Source organism: Bacillus cereus group sp. N24 (assembly GCF_016483345.1).
Taxonomy (GTDB): domain Bacteria; phylum Bacillota; class Bacilli; order Bacillales; family Bacillaceae_G; genus Bacillus_A; species Bacillus_A toyonensis.
The window spans coordinates 1-398 of record NZ_JAEHCA010000100.1; the positions used below are offsets into that span (position 1 = coordinate 1).

A 398-nucleotide genomic window follows, 5' to 3' on the forward strand; every position below is an offset into this window, starting at 1 on the left:
AGAGAGCGTAAATAGCAATGTGAAATTTGGTCAAATCTTATTCCCGTTTTTCTGGATGAAATAGTGAAAAAATATAATTAAGGCAATGAGGAGGCTATGCAAAGGGTATGGCTTTTTTTGTTGCCTTTTTTCATGGAATTTAAAGTAAATGGAAGAAAGGAGAAGCCATGTTTGTCATTTTTAAGAGTAGCAATGGAACAGAAATTGAGTCGGATAAGCAATATTCGTTTCATGAAGCTTATATCTTAACGAAGCGATTAGAACGAGTTTATAGAGAGGCAGGGAGGCAAGAACATATTGATTTCGATTTGTTAGATGGTTATTCCAATGAAATTTATAACGGTACGTTATCACTTGGTTCGAGATATGCAGATCATATTTTTGATCACATTTCTAAA

General features: G+C 33.7%; 1 pseudogene. It reads left to right on the plus strand.

Annotated elements, in window-relative coordinates:
* Positions 1-167: 167 nt before the first annotated feature.
* A pseudogene (locus tag JDS95_RS30535) lies at positions 168-398 on the plus strand (hypothetical protein); the annotation flags it as partial.